Origin of the sequence: Cupriavidus sp. Met-2, assembly GCF_049843575.1 — a bacterium.
Classification (GTDB): Bacteria; Pseudomonadota; Gammaproteobacteria; order Burkholderiales; family Burkholderiaceae; genus Cupriavidus; species Cupriavidus metallidurans.
In genome coordinates this window covers 22,250-38,492 of the sequence record NZ_JBBHZL010000010.1, presented here as the reverse complement: position 1 = coordinate 38,492, position 16,243 = coordinate 22,250, and the positions used below count along the sequence as shown (strand labels likewise).

The 16,243-nt window shown below is 62.4% G+C and carries 15 protein-coding genes; 12 read left to right on the top strand and 3 right to left on the bottom strand.

Annotated features, from left to right (window positions below; all coding sequences use genetic code 11):
- Window positions 1-68: 68 nt before the first annotated feature.
- From purN to nadC, 6 genes are all read left to right on the top strand, one after another.
- On the top strand, window positions 69-731 hold the full coding sequence (gene purN / locus WD006_RS20415) for a phosphoribosylglycinamide formyltransferase (RefSeq protein ID WP_035884684.1): 663 nt from the start codon (window positions 69-71) through the stop codon (window positions 729-731).
- Window positions 728-2,128 (top strand): RsmB/NOP family class I SAM-dependent RNA methyltransferase, encoded by a 1,401-nt coding sequence (locus WD006_RS20410; protein WP_060784848.1) that lies wholly within the window; start codon window positions 728-730, stop codon window positions 2,126-2,128. The genes purN and WD006_RS20410 overlap by 4 nt, the downstream gene beginning before the upstream one ends.
- Window positions 2,128-3,498, top strand: a complete 1,371-nt coding sequence (locus WD006_RS20405; protein ID WP_035884685.1) for a mechanosensitive ion channel family protein — start codon at window positions 2,128-2,130, stop codon at window positions 3,496-3,498. The genes WD006_RS20410 and WD006_RS20405 overlap by 1 nt, the downstream gene beginning before the upstream one ends.
- Before the next feature lie 295 nt (window positions 3,499-3,793).
- Window positions 3,794-4,984 (top strand): DesA family fatty acid desaturase, encoded by a 1,191-nt coding sequence (locus WD006_RS20400; RefSeq protein ID WP_029310125.1) that lies wholly within the window; start codon window positions 3,794-3,796, stop codon window positions 4,982-4,984.
- Between the two features lie 141 nt (window positions 4,985-5,125).
- A complete protein-coding gene (gene nadA, locus WD006_RS20395; RefSeq protein WP_011517426.1) occupies window positions 5,126-6,280 on the top strand; it encodes a quinolinate synthase NadA in 1,155 nt (384 codons plus the stop codon).
- Entirely contained in the window at window positions 6,277-7,140 is an 864-nt protein-coding gene (nadC, locus tag WD006_RS20390) for a carboxylating nicotinate-nucleotide diphosphorylase (protein ID WP_011517425.1), read from the top strand. The genes nadA and nadC overlap by 4 nt, the downstream gene beginning before the upstream one ends.
- A 27-nt stretch (window positions 7,141-7,167) precedes the next feature.
- Here nadC and nadB read toward each other — a convergent pair whose 3' ends face one another.
- The 3 genes from nadB to rpmB all read right to left on the bottom strand — a co-directional run bounded on the left by nadB (window position 7,168) and on the right by rpmB (window position 9,374).
- Window positions 7,168-8,775 (bottom strand): L-aspartate oxidase, encoded by a 1,608-nt coding sequence (gene nadB / locus WD006_RS20385; protein ID WP_060784849.1) that lies wholly within the window; start codon window positions 8,773-8,775, stop codon window positions 7,168-7,170.
- A gap of 181 nt (window positions 8,776-8,956) precedes the next feature.
- Entirely contained in the window at window positions 8,957-9,127 is a 171-nt protein-coding gene (gene rpmG, locus WD006_RS20380) for a 50S ribosomal protein L33 (protein WP_008644909.1), read from the bottom strand.
- Window positions 9,128-9,140: 13 nt separating this feature from the next.
- Window positions 9,141-9,374: a 50S ribosomal protein L28 gene (gene rpmB, locus WD006_RS20375; RefSeq protein ID WP_008644908.1), complete on the bottom strand. Its 234-nt coding sequence runs from the start codon at window positions 9,372-9,374 to the stop codon at window positions 9,141-9,143.
- Between the two features lie 382 nt (window positions 9,375-9,756).
- Between rpmB and WD006_RS20370 the strand changes: the two genes are divergently transcribed.
- The 6 genes from WD006_RS20370 (at window position 9,757) to WD006_RS20345 (ending at window position 16,231) form a co-directional block, all read left to right on the top strand.
- Window positions 9,757-10,248, top strand: a complete 492-nt coding sequence (locus WD006_RS20370; protein WP_008644907.1) for an FKBP-type peptidyl-prolyl cis-trans isomerase — start codon at window positions 9,757-9,759, stop codon at window positions 10,246-10,248.
- Window positions 10,248-11,240 carry a 4-hydroxy-3-methylbut-2-enyl diphosphate reductase gene (gene ispH, locus WD006_RS20365; protein WP_011517422.1) on the top strand — a complete coding sequence of 331 codons (993 nt, stop codon included), beginning with the start codon at window positions 10,248-10,250 and terminating at the stop codon, window positions 11,238-11,240. Before WD006_RS20370 ends, ispH begins: the two co-directional genes overlap by 1 nt.
- A gap of 674 nt (window positions 11,241-11,914) precedes the next feature.
- Entirely contained in the window at window positions 11,915-13,120 is a 1,206-nt protein-coding gene (locus tag WD006_RS20360; RefSeq protein WP_011517421.1) for a branched-chain amino acid ABC transporter substrate-binding protein, read from the top strand.
- 217 nt (window positions 13,121-13,337) lie between these two features.
- Complete coding sequence (locus tag WD006_RS20355; RefSeq protein ID WP_008644904.1) at window positions 13,338-14,273, top strand: branched-chain amino acid ABC transporter permease; 936 nt, start codon at window positions 13,338-13,340, stop codon at window positions 14,271-14,273.
- 13 nt (window positions 14,274-14,286) lie between these two features.
- Window positions 14,287-15,441, top strand: coding sequence for an ABC transporter permease subunit (locus WD006_RS20350; protein WP_008644903.1), 1,155 nt, complete (start codon window positions 14,287-14,289; stop codon window positions 15,439-15,441).
- Between the two features lie 13 nt (window positions 15,442-15,454).
- On the top strand, window positions 15,455-16,231 hold the full coding sequence (locus tag WD006_RS20345) for an ABC transporter ATP-binding protein (RefSeq protein ID WP_011517420.1): 777 nt from the start codon (window positions 15,455-15,457) through the stop codon (window positions 16,229-16,231).
- The last annotated feature ends 12 nt before the right edge of the window (window positions 16,232-16,243 follow it).

Genomic DNA, 16,243 nt, shown 5'->3' with positions numbered 1-16,243 from the left:
GCGGTAATTAAGTACCTAATGCGCACGGTTTGCAAGTGTTTGGACCACAGCTTGGTAGAATCGCGGCGATGAAGAATATTGTGATATTGATTTCCGGGCGTGGCTCCAACATGGAAGCGATCGTCCGGGCCTGCGCCGCCGAAAAATGGCCGGCGCGCGTGGCCGCGGTACTGTCGAACCGCCCCGATGCTTCGGGCCTGCAGTTCGCCTCGCGCCACGGTATTGCCACCGGTGTGGTGGACCACAAGCAGTTTTCCGGACGTGAGAGTTTCGACGCCGCGATGCGGGACGCCATCGACGTCTATCAGCCCGACCTCGTCGTGCTGGCAGGCTTCATGCGGATCCTGACGCCTGGCTTCGTTGAGCACTACGCCGGGCGAATGCTCAACATCCATCCGTCGCTGCTGCCGAGCTTCCCCGGGTTGCATACCCACAAGCAGGCGTTGGAGGCGGGCGTCAAGCTGCATGGCGCGACAGTGCATTTCGTGACGCCAGAACTCGATCATGGTCCGATCGTGTTGCAGGCGGCACTTGATGTTCTGCCTGGCGATACACCGGAGTCGCTGGCCGATCGCTTGCTCGATAGCGAACATGTCATTTACCCGCGCGCCGTGCGCTGGTTCGTCGAAGACCGTCTGCACGTGCAGGACGGTGTCGTTCAAGTAGTTCAACCGGCCGAGCCCCAATGGTTCATGGCCATCTCGCCCCAAGCGGCAGGAAAACAGCCATGAGTCGCAATCCCGCAACTTCCCAAGACAATCGCCAGCGCTCGCGTCCGAGCAAAGGCAAGGCCAGCCCGATCCGCAAGTCGCCCAACGCCCGGCAGCAGGGCGCTGACGGCGCGCCGCGCACGCCCGGCGGCCTGCAGGCTTTCCATCTGCAACATATCGACCGACTGCTCGGCAAGGTGCTGTTGTTCGCGCGTCCGTCCGACGCGGTGGTCAGCCATTACTTCCGCGAAAATAACAAACTTGGTCATCGCGACCGAGGCATCATCGCTGAAGCAATTTTTGCAGTGTTGCGCCGACGCGTCGAATTTGGTCAATTTGCCGAAAGTGGCACGGGTTCGGCCACGCGCCGCCTCGGGCTGCTGGGCCTGGCCGCGACGCTCGGCCGCGATGTGCTTTCGCCGTTCCTTCATCCCGACGAAGCTGTCTGGCTCGACCGCCTGACCACGATCGAGCGCTCCAGCCTGGCGCCGCGCGTGCGCGCCAACCTGCCCGAGTGGCTGTATGACGATCTGGTGGCGCGTCATGGCGAGGCATTCACTGCTGCGCTTGGCGATGCCTGGCTGCGGCCCGCGCCGCTCGACCTGCGCGTGAACACCGCCAAGCTGTCGCGTGAAGAGGCACTGGCCGAACTCCAGACTGCCGGTATCGCCGCCGAACTGGCCCCGATGGCGCCGGCTGGCATCCGCCTCAAGGGCAAGCCCGCGTTGAACCAGCTCCCGCTGTTCATCAACGGTGGCGTGGAAGTGCAGGATGAAGGCAGTCAACTGCTGTGCCATCTGCTTGCGCCGCGTCGCGGCGAGATGGTGGTTGACTTCTGCGCGGGCGCTGGCGGCAAGACGCTGGCGCTGGGTGTGGCCATGCGCTCGACTGGGCGGCTCTATGCATTCGATGTGTCGGAGAAGCGCCTGGCCAATCTGAAGCCGCGTCTGGCTCGTAGTGGTCTGTCGAACGTGCACCCGGTGCTGATCGACTCCGAGCGCGATGCCAAGGTCAAGCGCCTGGCCGGCAAGATCGATCGTGTGCTGGTGGACGCGCCTTGCAGCGGCCTGGGTACCCTGCGCCGTAATCCCGATCTGAAGTGGCGTCAGACGCCGGAATCGGTTGTGGAACTCACTGCGAAGCAAGCGGCCATCCTCGATGCCGCGGCAAAGCTGGTGAAGGGCGGCGGCCGTGTCGTGTACGCCACGTGCAGCGTGCTGGAGGCCGAAAACGAGGCAATCATCCGTGATTTCCTGGCATCCCACGAGAATTTCCGACTTGTGCCGGTGAGCGAAGTGCTGGCCGAGCAGAAGATCGAGGTGCCGGAGTTGCCGGCGGAAGGCGGCATGTTGGCGCTCTATCCGCATATCCATCAGACCGATGGCTTCTTCGCCGCTGTTCTGGAGCGCACGCGCTGATGGCGGATAGCACGCTGATGAACCCCGATACGCTCGCGGAGCTGAAACGATCGCACGCGATGTTCGGCAAGATGGTGCAGGACCTGATCCACGATGCGGGCGGTCCGGGGTTTTTCTGGCAGATCGGGGTACTGGCCATTTGCCTGCTGATCGCGTGGCCGCTGTCGCGGCGCGTGGTCAAGCGGCTGGAGGTTCGCCACCAGTCGGCAAGCTTCTCGTTGCGCATGGCCGCGGTCAGCCTGGAGCGTGCGGTGTTCCCGCTCATCAGCTGGCTGCTGGTGTTGGTGGCGCGTTTCTCGCTGGAATCGCTGATCCCGATCAGCGTTCTGCGGCTCGCGCTGGTGCCGCTGTTCGGCATCACCTCGTTGTATGTGACGTTCTACATCCTCCGGCGAGTGATATCGGGACATGGCCAGCTTCACGGCATGCTTGTGCTGGTGGAGAAGGTACTGACGACCCTGACGTGGATCGCCATGGGTTTGTACGTGCTTGGCGTGCTGCCGGACGTGGTCGCGTGGATGCGGGACGTGCGGTTCTCGATTGGCGGCAAGCAGCACATCAACCTGGCCGATTCGCTGATGGCAATGGTCTGGATTCTCCTGACCGTGCTGGTGGCGATGTGGTTTGGTTCGTGGCTGGAAGAGCGCCTGATGCGTGCGACCACGCTCGATTCGAACCTGAAGGTCGTGCTGACGCGCATCACGAAGGCGCTGCTGTTACTGGTGTCGTTGCTGCTGAGCCTGTCGCTCGTGGGCATCGACCTGACCGTGCTCTCGGTGTTTGGCGGCGCACTGGGTGTCGGCCTCGGTCTTGGCCTGCAGAAGATCGCGAGCAACTACATATCTGGCTTCATCATCCTGCTCGATCGCTCGGTCAAGCTTGGCGACCAGATCACGGTCGACAAGTACACCGGCATCGTGTCGCAGATTCGCACGCGCTACACCGTTGTGCGCAATGGCGACGGCGAGACGCTTGTGCCGAATGAGCAACTTGTGGCCCAGTCAGTGCAAAACCATTCGTTCTCTGGAACGAATGTGCGCGTGGCTACCCGGGTGCAAGCGGACTATGCCGCCGATCCAGAAATGGTGATCGGATTGCTGCAGGATTGTGTGCGCAATTTGCCACGTGTGCTCGAAGCGCCGGCACCCGCCGCATTCCTTGTGATGTTTGCTGACAGCGGCATCGAGTACGAAACTGCCGTCTACATCGCGGATCCACAGAACGGCAAGCTTGGCGTGCAGTCGGCGATGAATCGGGCCATCTGGCGCGCGTTTCACGAAAATGGCATTTCGATCCCATATCCGCAGCGCGAGGTGCGGATGCTGAATCCGGCGACGCCACTTGTCGTGGCGGATGCCGCACAGGATTGAACGTTTCCCGCGCCAGCCGCTCAAAGTCGGGGAAAAAGCGGATGTCTGACCCGCGTCGATCCGGTAGAATATCGGGCTGAACGCGGGTTGCAGACCAACCCGTCAGCCCCACTTCCAGACAACCGCCAGATTGCAGCGGTTCGTGCCTCGGCCCGGCTCCTGCCACGTACGCAGGATTGCGCCAGCGCCAGAAAGCTATCGCAATCGTTGAATTTGCAGTCTTTTTTCTGCGCGTTTGGTGCGTTGCATGGTAGTGCCGCACTGCATCCCTCGTTTTTTAGACGGAGAACACAGTTTGTTCGACTCAATTCTTGATTGGGCCGCCAACGGCCTCGCCAACTGGTCCTGGTGGGAGATCGTGATCTACACGCTCGTGATGACGCACATCACGATCGCCGGCGTGACTATTTTCCTGCACCGCTGCATGGCGCACCGGTCGCTGGACCTGCATCCGATCGCCCAGCATTTCTTCCGTTTCTGGCTGTGGATGACCACGGGCATGGTGACCAAGGAGTGGACCGCGATTCACCGCAAGCACCACGCCAAGTGCGAAACCGAAGACGATCCGCACAGCCCGCAGACCCGCGGCATCCGCAAGGTGCTGCTGGAAGGCGCCGAGCTGTATCGCGCCGAGGCCAAGAATAAGGAAACCATCACCAAGTTCGGCCACGGCACGCCCGATGACTGGATCGAGCGCAATTTGTACTCGCGCTTCTCCTGGCAAGGCGTAGCGCTGATGCTGATCATCGACCTGGCCCTGTTCGGCCTGGTCGGCATGTCCGTGTGGGCAGTGCAGATGCTCTGGATCCCGATCCATGCCGCCGGCATCATCAACGGCCTGGGCCACTACTGGGGCTATCGCAACTACGACTGCGAGGACGCATCGACCAACGTGTCGCCGTGGGGCTTCATCATCGGCGGTGAAGAGCTGCACAACAACCACCACACGTACCCGACGTCGGCCAAGTTCTCGATCAAGTGGTATGAGATCGACGTGGGTTGGTGGTACATCCGCGCGATGCAGTCGGTGGGCCTGGCCAAGGTCAAGAAGATCCCGCCCAAGGCTCGCCTGGTGGAGGCTCGTCCGGTGGATCACAACACGCTGGAAGCGATCATCGCTAACCGCTACGACGTGATGGCCCGCTATGCCAAGACGCTGAAGTCCGCCTACAAGGATGAACTGCGCAAGCACAAGGAAGGCAATACGCCCGAGTACTCGAGCTTCAAGCCGGCCCGCAAGTGGTTCCACCGCGAGGAAACCAAGCTGGCTGCGCCGCAACGTCAGCAATTGGCGACCATCGTCGAGCAAAACAAGATGCTGAGCACGTTCGTGGAAATGCGCCGCGAACTGGCTGTGATCTGGGGTCGCTCGAACCTGACGCGCGAGCAACTGCTGGCTCAGCTGCAGGCCTGGTGCCATCGCGCCGAAGCCAGCGGCATCCAGGCGCTGCAGGAGTTTTCGCTGCGCCTGCGCCGGTACGCCTGATACAATCGCCGACGCGCCCGTCATGGCTACAAAGCCCCGCCCCAGGCGGGGCTTTTCTTTTGGCTAAACTTCTCCATGTGATGGCACAGACCGCGCGTTCACAGCGCGGCGGCCAACGGTGCGCCGAGGAGTACTGCAGAGATGACCCCACAAACGATCAAGAGCGTCGAGTTCGAGAAGCCGAACCTGACGGACCCTGACGCGGCCGCCGGTGGTAGCTGCGTCGCGCACGCCTGGGCCAAGGTGCCCCCGGCGCTGACACCCGATGAGCGCCAGGCGCTCAAGTCCCGCATTCGCAAGTTGCTGAAAGAGCGCAATGCGGTGCTGGTAGCGCATTACTACGTCGATGCCGACCTGCAGGATCTTGCCGAGGAAACCGGCGGCTGCGTGTCCGATTCGCTGGAAATGGCCCGCTTCGGGCGCGATCACGATGCCAAGACGCTCGTGGTGGCCGGTGTACGATTCATGGGCGAGACCGCCAAGATCCTGAGCCCCGAGAAGACCATCCTGATGCCGGATCTGGACGCCACCTGCTCGCTGGACCTGGGCTGCCCGGCCGACGATTTCTCGGCATTCTGCGATGCGCACCCGGATCGCACCGTGGTGGTCTATGCCAACACCAGCGCGGCGGTGAAGGCGCGCGCCGACTGGATGGTGACGTCGAGCATCGGCCTGAAGATCGTCGAGCATCTGCACGCGCGCGGCGAGAAGATCCTGTGGGCGCCGGACAAGCATCTGGGCAGCTACATCCAGCAGCAGACCGGCGCCGACATGCTGTTGTGGCAGGGCTCGTGCCTGGTGCACGACGAGTTCAAGGGTATCGAACTCGATCTGCTGCGCCGCGAGCATCCGAAGGCCAAGATCCTGGTCCACCCGGAGTCGCCGGCCAACGTGGTTGCGCAGGCTGACGTGGTTGGCTCGACCAGCCAGCTGATCGCCGCGGCCCAGCAGTTGGACGCCAACGAGTTCATCGTTGCCACCGATAACGGCATCCTGCACAAGATGCGTATGGCCGCGCCGGGCAAGATGTTCATCGAGGCCCCGACCGCCGGCAACAGCGCCACCTGCAAGAGCTGCGCGCATTGCCCGTGGATGGCCATGAATGCGCTGACCAATCTGGCCGAAGTCCTCGAGACCGGCCGCAACGAAATTCACGTCGACGCCGACATCGGACGACGCGCCGTAACGTGTATCAACCGGATGCTCGATTTCGCCGCGCAGCAGAAAGCCAATGTTCGCCCCGCAGCCGATCTCGCCAAGGAATCGGCACTGTTCAGCGGAGTTGGCCCGGCATGAGCGTGAATTCCGTATTCGATAGCTACGGCCCCGCGCTGCGTGTGGCGCTGGCCGCCAACGTCAAGGCGGCGATTGCCGAGGATGTGGGGGCTGGTGACCTGACCGGTCTGCTGGTGCCGGCCGACAAGCCCGTGCACGCCCGCGTGATTGTTCGCGAAGCTGCCGTGCTGTGCGGTCGCCCGTGGTTCGACGCCTGCATGCAAGCCATCGACGAGAGGCTGCAGGTGACGTGGCAGAAGGAAGAGGGCGCGCGCCTGGCGCCGGACGACGTGGTCTGCGAAATCACCGGGCCGGCACGCGCGTTGCTGACCGCCGAGCGGCCATCGCTGAATTTCCTGCAACTGCTCTCCGGCGTGGCGTCGGCCACTCGCCGTTACGCCGATCTGATCGCCGATACGCGCGCACGCGTGCTCGATACGCGCAAGACGCTGCCGGGTCTGCGGCTTGCGCAGAAGTATGCGGTGAGGATCGGAGGCGGAGAGAACCAGCGCCTGGCGCTATACGACGGCATCCTGATCAAGGAGAACCACATCGCGGCGGCCGGCGGTATCGCGGCGGCGATGGAAGCGGCGCTGGCGCTTGGCACCGATGCTTCGATCCAGATCGAGGTTGAATCGATCGCCGAATTGGAAGAGGCGCTGGCGGCAGGCGCGACGTCCGTGCTGATCGACAACTTCTCGCTGGAAATGATGCGAGAGGCCGTGGCGATCAACCGTGAGCGCGCACTTCTCGAGGTGTCGGGCGGGGTGAACTACGAAACGATTCGCCGTTTCGCCGAAACCGGCGTCGACCGGATCTCGGTCGGCGCCCTCACCAAGGATGTGCGCGCGACCGATTACTCGCTGCGCATCGTCGGCTGAACCTGGTCCTGGGCTGTCGCCGGAGGCTCAGACCTTCCGGCGGCTTGCCGCGCGGCCCGTCAGCGGTTGCAGCACGGTAGGCAGCGCCTTCGGCAGCGTTTCCGGATAGTCACGGCTGAAGTGCAGGCCACGGCTTTCGTGGCGCGAGTAGGCGCTGTCGACGATCAGCGACGCCACTTCCACCAGGTTGCGCAATTCCAACAGATCGCGAGTAACGCGGAAATTCGCGTAGTACTCGGCAATCTCCTCGCGCAGCATGCCGATCCGGTGCTGCGCGCGCTCCAGCCGCTTGTCGGTGCGCACGATGCCGACGTAGTTCCACATCAGGCGGCGCAGCTCATCCCAGTTGTGCGAGACGACGACTTCCTCGTCGGCATCCGATACGCGGCTCTCGTCCCAGGCCGGCAGCGTGATGTCCGGCGCGTCGGCCTTGCCTTGCGAGGCAATGTCCGCAGCCGCGGCACGGCCGATCACCATGCATTCGAGCAGCGAGTTCGAGGCCAGGCGGTTGGCGCCGTGCAGGCCCGTGCAGCCCGTCTCGCCAACTGCGTAGAGATTGCCGAGATCGGTGCGGCCCGCCGTATCGGTGACCACGCCACCACAGGTGTAGTGCGCGGCCGGCACCACGGGAATCGGCTCGCGTGCGATATCGATGCCGAGTTCCAGGCAGCGGGCGTAGATCGTCGGGAAGTGTTCCTTGAGGAACGACACGGGCTGGTGCGTGATGTCGAGATACACGCAATCCAGGCCGCGCTTCTTCATTTCGAAGTCGATGGCGCGGGCTACCACGTCACGCGGCGCCAGTTCGGCGCGGGCATCATGCTCGGGCATGAAGCGCGTGCCATCCGGCAGCCTCAGCAGGCCGCCTTCGCCGCGCACGGCTTCCGAGATCAGGAACGACTTCGCGTAGGGGTGATAGAGGCAGGTCGGGTGGAACTGGATGAATTCCATGTTCGACACCCGGCAGCCCGCGCGCCAGGCCATGGCGATGCCGTCGCCCGTAGCCGTATCGGGGTTGGTCGTATAGAGGTAGACCTTGCCCGCGCCGCCGGCGGCCAGTACCGTATGCGTGGCTGTGAGCGTGCGCACTTCGCCCGTTTCCGCATCGAGCACGTACAGGCCATAGCAACGGTTGCCGGGCAAGCCGAGCTTGGCGGACGTGATCAGGTCGACTGCGAACTGGTCTTCGAGGATCGTGATGTTCGGATGCTGGCGGGCCTGCTCGGCCAGCGTGGTCACCACCGCATGGCCCGTGGCGTCGGCAACGTGGATGATGCGGCGACGGCTATGCCCGCCTTCGCGGGTGAGGTGGAAGCCGAGTTCGGCCTGTTCGTCGCGCGTGAACGGCACCCCGCGGTCGATCAGCCATTGGATCGCTTCGCGGCCATGCTCCACGATGAAGCGCGTCGCATCCTCGTCGCAAAGTCCTGCACCTGCAACCAGCGTGTCCTGCGTGTGTTCGTCGTGACTATCGCCCGAGTCGAGCACCGCGGCGATTCCGCCCTGGGCCCAATCGCTAGCCCCCGTTGTCATGGCGCGTTTGCTGAGGATGACAACCCGGTGGGTATCGGCAAGCTGCAAAGCGACGGTAAGGCCGGCCAGCCCGCTGCCGACGATCGCGACGTCGTAGTTCATGGTGCAGGGATCGCGCGAGGGCGAAAGAGCGTTGGGGGAAAGCTCGCAAGTCTACACCCACCTGCACCAGACTGTTACACCTTCCCCTTGGCTGGCAAGGTTTGGCGGCGATTGCCGGACGGCCGCCCAGAAACAAAAAGCCCCGCTAGTGCGGGGCTTTTGGCTGAAGACCGTAGATCAATTACTTGATCTTGGTTTCCTTGTAAGGCACATGCTTACGGGCGACGGGATCGAACTTCGAGATCTCCATCTTTTCCGGCATGGTGCGCTTGTTCTTGGTGGTCGTGTAGAAATGACCGGTACCTGCGGTCGATTCCAGCTTGATCTTGTCGCGTCCGCCTTTGCTGGCCATGGTGTACTCCTAATTAGACTTCGCCGCGTGCGCGCAGGTCTGCGAGCACGGCGTCGATGCCTTTCTTGTCGATCAGGCGCAGACCGGCGTTCGAGACGCGCAGGCTCACCCAGCGGTTTTCCGATTCAACGAAGAAGCGGCGGTTCTGCAGGTTGGGCAGAAAACGGCGCTTGGTCTTGTTGTTTGCGTGGGAAACGTTGTTGCCGACCATCGGCGCTTTCCCGGTCACTTGACAGACGCGTGCCATGAAGCACTCCTAAATCTTATTCGTGGACAATGTTCGCAACAGATCAACAAAAGGCGCGCGGGCCCGGACTGCAGCGGATTGGTACTTCAGCGAAACGAACATTATAGACCGGAAACGAGCGACGAATCAATGCCTTCCGACAGATTCGGAAGCGGGCCGTTGCATCGTGCTGCTTGCGTCACGTCATGGGCTGACGGATGGGCCGGTCATGTTCTGCCGTCGACCGGAGATCGACGGGGCCCACAATGTAACGGCCCCGGCGAGTGCTGTCCAGTCTCTTCCGGGATGTGTTTCCTCAAGGTTTTCCGAGTTGCCAGCGCGAGCAGCCCAACGGCCGATGGTCTAGTCGCATACAATGGCGGCTGTTGACCGGTTGACTCCCATGACTTTGCAATCTACTGCGGCCCAGGCCGAACGTGACGCCGCGCCTGCGCGCAAGACCGTCCAGGCAGACTCCTTCCTGACGCTTCATTACAGCATTGCCCTCGAGAACGGCACCGAAGTGGTGAGCACGTTCGAGGAAAAGCCCGCCACGCTGCTGCTTGGCCAGGGTCAGCTCGTTCCGACGCTGGAACAGGCGCTGCTGGGGATGGCCGAAGGCGAGCGCACCCTCTATCGCCTGGCTCCCGAACAGGCGTTCGGCCCGCGCAATCCCGAACTGCTGCAATGGGTCTCGCTGGCCACGCTGCGCGAGAACAGCTCGTTCGAGGAAGACTACGCGCCGGGCGACCTTGTCGAATTCAACGCGCCTGGCGGCGGCAAGTACGCCGGCGTGCTCAAGGAGTACGGCGAGACCGCCGCGCTTTTCGATTTCAACCACCCGCTGGCCGGACAGGCAATTCTGTTCGACGTCCAGCTGATCGGAATTCTCTGATGTCTGCCGTTGTAACGGAACGCAGCATGACCGAAACCACTGTCCCTGCCGATGCCGAGATCCTGATGGCGCAGCCGCGCGGCTTCTGCGCGGGCGTCGATCGTGCGATCGAAATCGTCGAACGCGCGCTGTCGCGGTTCGGCGCTCCTATCTATGTGCGCCACGAGATCGTCCACAACGCCTACGTGGTGGCCGACCTGCGCAAGAAAGGCGCGATCTTCGTCGACGAGCTCGACGAAGTGCCGCAGGGCTCGACGGTTATCTTCAGCGCCCATGGCGTATCGAAGGAAGTGCGCGCCGACGCCACAGCGCGAGGTCTGACCGTTTTCGATGCCACCTGCCCGCTGGTGACCAAGGTGCACGTGGAAGTCGGCAAGATGCGCGGCGAGGGTTGCGAGATCATCATGATCGGCCACCGGGGCCACCCCGAAGTGGAAGGCACGATGGGCCAATCCGAACACGGGATGCTGCTGGTGGAATCGGTGGACGACGTGAATCGTCTGGTCGTTGCCGATCCGCAACAGCTGGCCTACGTCACGCAGACCACGCTGTCGGTGGACGAGACCGCCGAGATCGTGGCCGCGCTCAAGGTCCGCTTCCCGCAGATCCGCGAGCCGAAGAAGCAGGACATCTGCTACGCGACGCAGAACCGCCAGGACGCCGTGAAGTTCATGGTGCCGCAGGTGGAAGTGGTGATCGTGGTGGGCAGCCCGAACAGCTCGAACTCGAACCGCCTGCGCGAACTGGCCGACCGTCTGGGCGTGCCGGCGTACATGGTGGACGATCCGGAACAGCTCAAGCCGGAATGGGTGACTGGCAAGCGCCGCATTGGCCTGACAGCCGGCGCCTCGGCGCCCGAGGCGCTCGCCCAGGCAATCGTCGAGCGTCTGCGGACCTTCGGCGTCAAGAGCGTGCGTGCGCTCGAGGGCGTGGAAGAGAACATGTCGTTCCCGCTGCCGCGCGGCCTGGCCAGCGTGTCGGTCCAGTCCTGATCCTGAAGCCCTGAGTTCCCGAGGCCGGGCGCCCTGCCTGCCTCGTCCCTGCCGGACACCTCACGCGTACGCGTGACCGTGTCCGCGCCGAAATCCCTCCCCAGCAATCCGCACCGCCTTTCTCCCGCCCATGATTGGTGCTTGGGTGTCATTCCGCACGTTCGTTGCCGCCGCGCATTTGTTCCTCGTCCAATACTTCTGTAATAGCCGTTTCTTTATTAATACGTTTCTCGCGTGTCTATACACGCAGACAATACAGGGTAATCCCCGATGCTGGGGTTTTCCCTATTTTGGGGCGGCGACATATTCTGCACATTAGAGAGGCAATCTTGCATTTGAAATGAAATGCCTAATTAATAGTTGGTGATTATAGGTGGCTCCGGCAATGCTTATACGGTGGTGCCGCTTGGTTGGGCAGGGGCTGGGCACGATTCTTGTAAGGGTATGTGACGGGTCTGCCAACTGAGCGGAGATTGCCCCATTTTGTGCATTGGGGAAATTCCCTAGCTCATTTGGCGGGTAAAAGGTTCAGGTTGTTGCGTCGCGTATTGCATCTACAAAGAAAGGGGATACAATTCGCGCGTTTCAAATTGAAACTAAACAAAGGCGGTTCGGGGAATACGTCCGGGAGGCGTGTTTTATTCCCTGTTTTTGTGAATCCTAGGAGATCACTCATGCAATTCACGTTTGCCAAGATTCTGCCGATCGCGGCCGCTGTGGCGCTGGTCGCTGCATGTGGCAAGAAAGAAGAAAAGCCGGTTGAATCGGCCGCACCGGCACCCGCTGCCACGGCGGCAGCCGACACGAGTGGCGGCGAGACCATCGTCAAGATCGGTCACGCGGCGCCCCTGACCGGCGGCATTGCCCACCTTGGCAAGGACAACGAGAACGGCGCCCGCCTGGCCGTGGAAGAGGTCAACAAGGATGGCCTGACCATCAACGGCAAGAAGATCAAGCTGGAACTGGTTGGCGAAGACGACGCGGCCGATCCGAAGACCGGTACCGCCGTGGCCCAGAAGCTGGTGGACGCCAAGGTCGTGGCCGTGGTGGGCCACCTGAACTCGGGCGTGTCGATCCCGGCTTCGAAGATCTACAGCGATGCCGGCATCGTCCAGATCTCGCCGTCGTCGACCAACCCCGACTACACCAAGCAGGGCTTCAAGACCACCTATCGCGTGGTGGCGACGGATGCCCAGCAAGGTCCGGCACTGGCCAACTACGCTGCCAAGACCCTGCACGCCAAGACCGTGGCCATCGTTGACGATGCCACCGCCTACGGCAAGGGCCTGGCCGATGAGTTCGAGAAGACCTCGAAGGCCGATGGTGTGAACGTGGTGGCACGTGAAGCCACCAACGACAAGGCCACCGACTTCAAGGCCATTCTGACCAAGATCAAGGGCAAGAAGCCCGACGTGATCATGTACGGTGGCATGGACGCCACCGGCGGTCCGTTCGCCAAGCAGGCCAAGGAACTGGGCATCACGGCGAAGATCGTTGGCGGCGATGGTGTTTGTACCGACAAGGTGGCCGAACTGGCTGGCGATGCGGTGGACAACCTCATCTGCTCGGAAGCCGGTCTGGCACTGTCCAAGATGGAGAAGGGCGCCGACTTCGAGAAGCGCTACCAGGCACGTTTCAACTCGCCGGTGCAGATCTACGCGCCGTTCACCTATGACGCCGTCATGGTGATCGTCGACGCGATGAAGCGCGCCAATTCGACCGACGCGGCGGCCATCCTGGCCGAGATGCCGAAGACGAACTACAAGGGCGTGATCGGCAACATCGCCTTCGACGAGAAGGGCGATATGAAGGAGGGCACCATCACCCTGTACGACTACAAGGACAAGAAGAAGTCCGTCCTCGACGTCGTGAAGATGTAATCAGGGCTTACCAGCCCGGACGAACGGCACCGTGAGCACTTTTACGGTGCCGTTCTTTTTAGTCTCGCCAACGTGTTGACAGCATCCTTACCAAGGGTGGAACAGGGCGGGAGGCACACCAGCAGAGCAACACCCACACCTGACCTATCCAACATTACCGTCCCATCCGAGGCATCCACACCATGCCGGCCGGATCGGGGCTGAAGCAGGAGTTTTCATGGATATCTTTATCCAGCAGATCGTGAACGGTCTTGTGCTCGGCAGCATCTACGCGCTGATCGCACTGGGCTACACCATGGTCTACGGCATTCTGGGCATCATCAACTTCGCGCACGGCGATGTGCTGATGATTGGCGCGCTGACCGCTTTGTCGGCAATCATGGGGCTGCAAAAGTTCGCCCCCGGCCTGCCCGAATGGCTGACGCTGGTGATCGCCACGCTGATCGCCATGCCCGTCTGTGCAGTTCTGGCCTATACCATCGAACGCGTGGCCTACCGGCCGTTGCGCAACGCGCCACGATTGGCCCCGCTTATTACCGCGATCGGCGTCTCGATCATTCTCCAGACCATGGGGATGCTGATCTGGTCGCGTAACCCGCTGACGTTCCCGCAACTGCTGCCGTCGAGCCCGATCGACATCGGCTCCACCGGCGCCACGATCACCGGCAAGGAAATCGTCATCATCGGCCTGGCCGTGATGGTGATGGCGGGCCTGCTGGCCCTGGTGAACCGTACCAAGCTCGGCCGCGCCATGCGCGCCACCGCCGAGAACCAGAAGGTGGCGGGCCTGATGGGCGTCAACCCCAACTTCGTGATTTCCGCCACGTTCATGATCGGTGCGGCGCTTGCGGCGCTGGCCGGCGTCATGATGGCCACCAACTACGGCAATGCCCATTTCTACATGGGCTTCATCCCGGGCCTGAAGGCGTTCACCGCCGCGGTGCTCGGCGGCATCGGCAACCTGGCTGGCGCAATGGTCGGGGGCATGCTGCTGGGCCTGATCGAAGCGCTTGGCGCGGGCTACATCGGCGACCTGACCAACGGTGTGTTCGGCTCGAACTACCAGGACGTTTTCGCCTTCATCGTGCTGATCATCGTGCTCGTGTTCCGTCCGTCCGGCATCATGGGCGAACGTGTGGCTGACCGCGCCTGAGGGGAGAGAATCCATGAATACTCCGATTCCATCCACGGCCGTGGCGGCGCCGTCGCGCGTGCCGGCCAAGACGCTGGCCGCGCTGGTCGGCTTCCTGGTGGTCGCGCTCTGCGCGCCGTTCTTCGTCCAGACCTTTGGCGGCAATTACTGGGTGCGCGTGCTCGACTTCGCGCTGCTCTACATCATGCTGGCGCTGGGCCTGAACATCGTGGTCGGCTTTGCCGGTCTGCTTGATCTGGGCTACATCGCGTTCTACGCGGTAGGCGCCTACATGATGGCGTTGCTCGGCTCGCCTCACCTGTCCAATCAGTTCGAGTGGATCCACCAGCTGTTCCCTAACGGACTGCACCTGTCGATGTGGTTCGTCCTGCCAATCGCGGTGGTGGTGGCGGCCACGTTCGGCGTGCTGCTGGGTGCGCCAACGCTGAAGCTACGCGGGGATTACCTGGCCATCGTGACACTGGGCTTCGGCGAGATCGTCCGCATCTTCATGAACAACCTGGACCGTCCGGTGAACATCACCAACGGCCCCAAGGGCATCACGGCAGTGGACCCGGTCCACATCTTCGGTTTCGACTTCTCGAAGTCGCACGAGATCTTCGGGCTCAAGTTCACACCGGTGTTCATGTACTACTACCTGCTGGTGGCGCTGGTCATTGTCATCGTGTTTATCTGCCTGCGATTGCAGAACTCGCGTATCGGCCGTGCCTTCGTGGCCATCCGCGAAGACGAAATCGCCGCCAAGGCGATGGGTATCAACACGCGCAACATCAAGCTGCTGGCCTTTGCCATGGGTGCCTCGTTTGGCGGTGCATCGGGTGCGACTTTCGGCGCATTCCAGGGCTTCGTCTCGCCGGAATCGTTCACGTTGTGGGAATCGATCTACGTCCTGGCGATTGTGGTGCTGGGCGGCATGGGCCACATCCCGGGCGTGATCCTGGGCGGCATCCTTCTGGTGGGCTTCCAGGAGCTGTTGCGTGCCGTGGCGGAACCGATCCAGACCGGCATCTTCGGCCAGGTCATTGTCGATGCCGAAGTGCTGCGCCAGTTGTTGTTCGGTCTGGCCCTGGTGGGCGTGATGCTGTATCGCCCGGCCGGCCTGTGGCCATCGCCACGCAAGGAAGACCGCCCAGTTGTGCGTCGTGCCGGCAGTGTCGGTCGTTTCTGAACAGGGGGACAACATGAGCAATTCCGATTTCCTCCTGTCCGTACAGGGGGTCAACAAACGTTTTGGCGGCCTGCAGGCACTGTCCGATGTGGGCCTGCAAATCAATCCGGGTGAGATCTATGGGCTTATCGGCCCGAACGGCGCCGGCAAGACCACGTTCTTCAATGTGATCACGGGCCTGTATACGCCGGACTCCGGCGAGTTCGTGCTGGGCGGCAAGCCGTACCAGCCGACTGCCGTGCACGAAGTGGCCAAGGCTGGCATCGCGCGCACGTTCCAGAACATCCGACTGTTCGGCGACATGACCGCGCTGGAAAACGTGATGGTGGGCCGGCACGTGCGCACCAAGGCAGGCCTGTTCGGCGCCATCTTCCGTCCGCCTGCGGTGCGTCAGGAAGAAGAGGCCGTTGAAGACATGGCCCACGATCTGCTCGAGTACGTTGGCATCGGCAAGTACGCCAACTTCACGTCGCGCAACCTGTCGTACGGCCACCAGCGTCGTCTGGAGATTGCCCGCGCGCTGGCCACCGAGCCGAAGCTTCTGGCGCTGGATGAACCCGCCGCCGGCATGAACGCCACCGAGAAGGTGGAGTTGCGTGGCTTGCTGGAGAAGATCAAGAACGATGGCAAGACCATCCTGTTGATCGAACACGACGTCAAGCTTGTGATGGGCTTGTGCAACCGCCTCACCGTGCTGGACTACGGCAAGGTCATCGCGCAGGGCCTGCCGCACGAAGTGCAGAACAATCCTGCCGTGATCGAGGCTTACCTCGGCGCAGCGGCGCACTAAGGCGGGAGAGAC

Coding starts and splice junctions, on each gene's coding strand:
- purN (WP_035884684.1), top strand. CDS start 69: ATGAAGAATATTGTGATATTGATTTCCGGGCGTGGCTCCAACATGGAA.
- WD006_RS20410 (WP_060784848.1), top strand. CDS start 728: ATGAGTCGCAATCCCGCAACTTCCCAAGACAATCGCCAGCGCTCGCGT.
- WD006_RS20405 (WP_035884685.1), top strand. CDS start 2,128: ATGGCGGATAGCACGCTGATGAACCCCGATACGCTCGCGGAGCTGAAA.
- nadA (WP_011517426.1), top strand. CDS start 5,126: ATGACCCCACAAACGATCAAGAGCGTCGAGTTCGAGAAGCCGAACCTG.
- nadC (WP_011517425.1), top strand. CDS start 6,277: ATGAGCGTGAATTCCGTATTCGATAGCTACGGCCCCGCGCTGCGTGTG.
- nadB (WP_060784849.1), bottom strand. CDS start 8,775: ATGAACTACGACGTCGCGATCGTCGGCAGCGGGCTGGCCGGCCTTACC.
- rpmG (WP_008644909.1), bottom strand. CDS start 9,127: ATGGCCAGCAAAGGCGGACGCGACAAGATCAAGCTGGAATCGACCGCA.
- rpmB (WP_008644908.1), bottom strand. CDS start 9,374: ATGGCACGCGTCTGTCAAGTGACCGGGAAAGCGCCGATGGTCGGCAAC.
- WD006_RS20370 (WP_008644907.1), top strand. CDS start 9,757: ATGACTTTGCAATCTACTGCGGCCCAGGCCGAACGTGACGCCGCGCCT.
- ispH (WP_011517422.1), top strand. CDS start 10,248: ATGTCTGCCGTTGTAACGGAACGCAGCATGACCGAAACCACTGTCCCT.
- WD006_RS20360 (WP_011517421.1), top strand. CDS start 11,915: ATGCAATTCACGTTTGCCAAGATTCTGCCGATCGCGGCCGCTGTGGCG.
- WD006_RS20355 (WP_008644904.1), top strand. CDS start 13,338: ATGGATATCTTTATCCAGCAGATCGTGAACGGTCTTGTGCTCGGCAGC.
- WD006_RS20350 (WP_008644903.1), top strand. CDS start 14,287: ATGAATACTCCGATTCCATCCACGGCCGTGGCGGCGCCGTCGCGCGTG.
- WD006_RS20345 (WP_011517420.1), top strand. CDS start 15,455: ATGAGCAATTCCGATTTCCTCCTGTCCGTACAGGGGGTCAACAAACGT.